Source organism: Pseudomonas sp. EA_5y_Pfl2_R50 (assembly GCF_963970475.1).
Classification (GTDB): Bacteria; Pseudomonadota; Gammaproteobacteria; order Pseudomonadales; family Pseudomonadaceae; genus Aquipseudomonas.
The window spans coordinates 1-470 of record NZ_CAXAPT010000148.1; the positions used below are offsets into that span (position 1 = coordinate 1).

General features: G+C 68.7%; 1 protein-coding gene. It reads right to left on the minus strand.

Annotated features, from left to right (window positions below; all coding sequences use genetic code 11):
* On the minus strand, positions 1-470 hold a 470-nt coding region (locus AACY19_RS27170; protein WP_339454586.1), incomplete at both ends, for an NAD(P)H-hydrate epimerase.

The window sequence follows — 470 nt, forward strand, 5'->3', positions numbered from 1 at the left end:
ATCCCGCGCGTATATTTGGTGCTGTCGCTGCCGGGCGCTCGCAGCGTGGGGCGATCGATCACCGTCGCGCGCGCAGCGCTGCGTGTCTCCAGGCCGATCTCCACCAACCGCACGGTTCCACAAGTTTCAGCAGATGCAGCAAGCACATGCACGGGTTTCAACGCACCCAGTGCGAGCGTGATATCGAAGCGGCTGACAGTATCGATCAGCGCCTCGCCCGTGTCGGTGGCGAGGCCGGTCGGCACATCGACCGTGATCGAAAGCCGCGCCGCCTGCACCAGCGCAGCCAGCGGTGCCGCAATGGCATCGTCGACCCGCCGCGACAGCCCCGTCCCGAAAATGGCATCGAGCACAACCGGCGCAGGCGCGGCGTCGCCAAGCGCTTCAACCGCCCCATCCCAGCCGCCGCGTGCCTGAATGGCGGCCTCGCTCGTCGGAGCGCCCGTCGCCGCCACGCGTACCGCGACCCC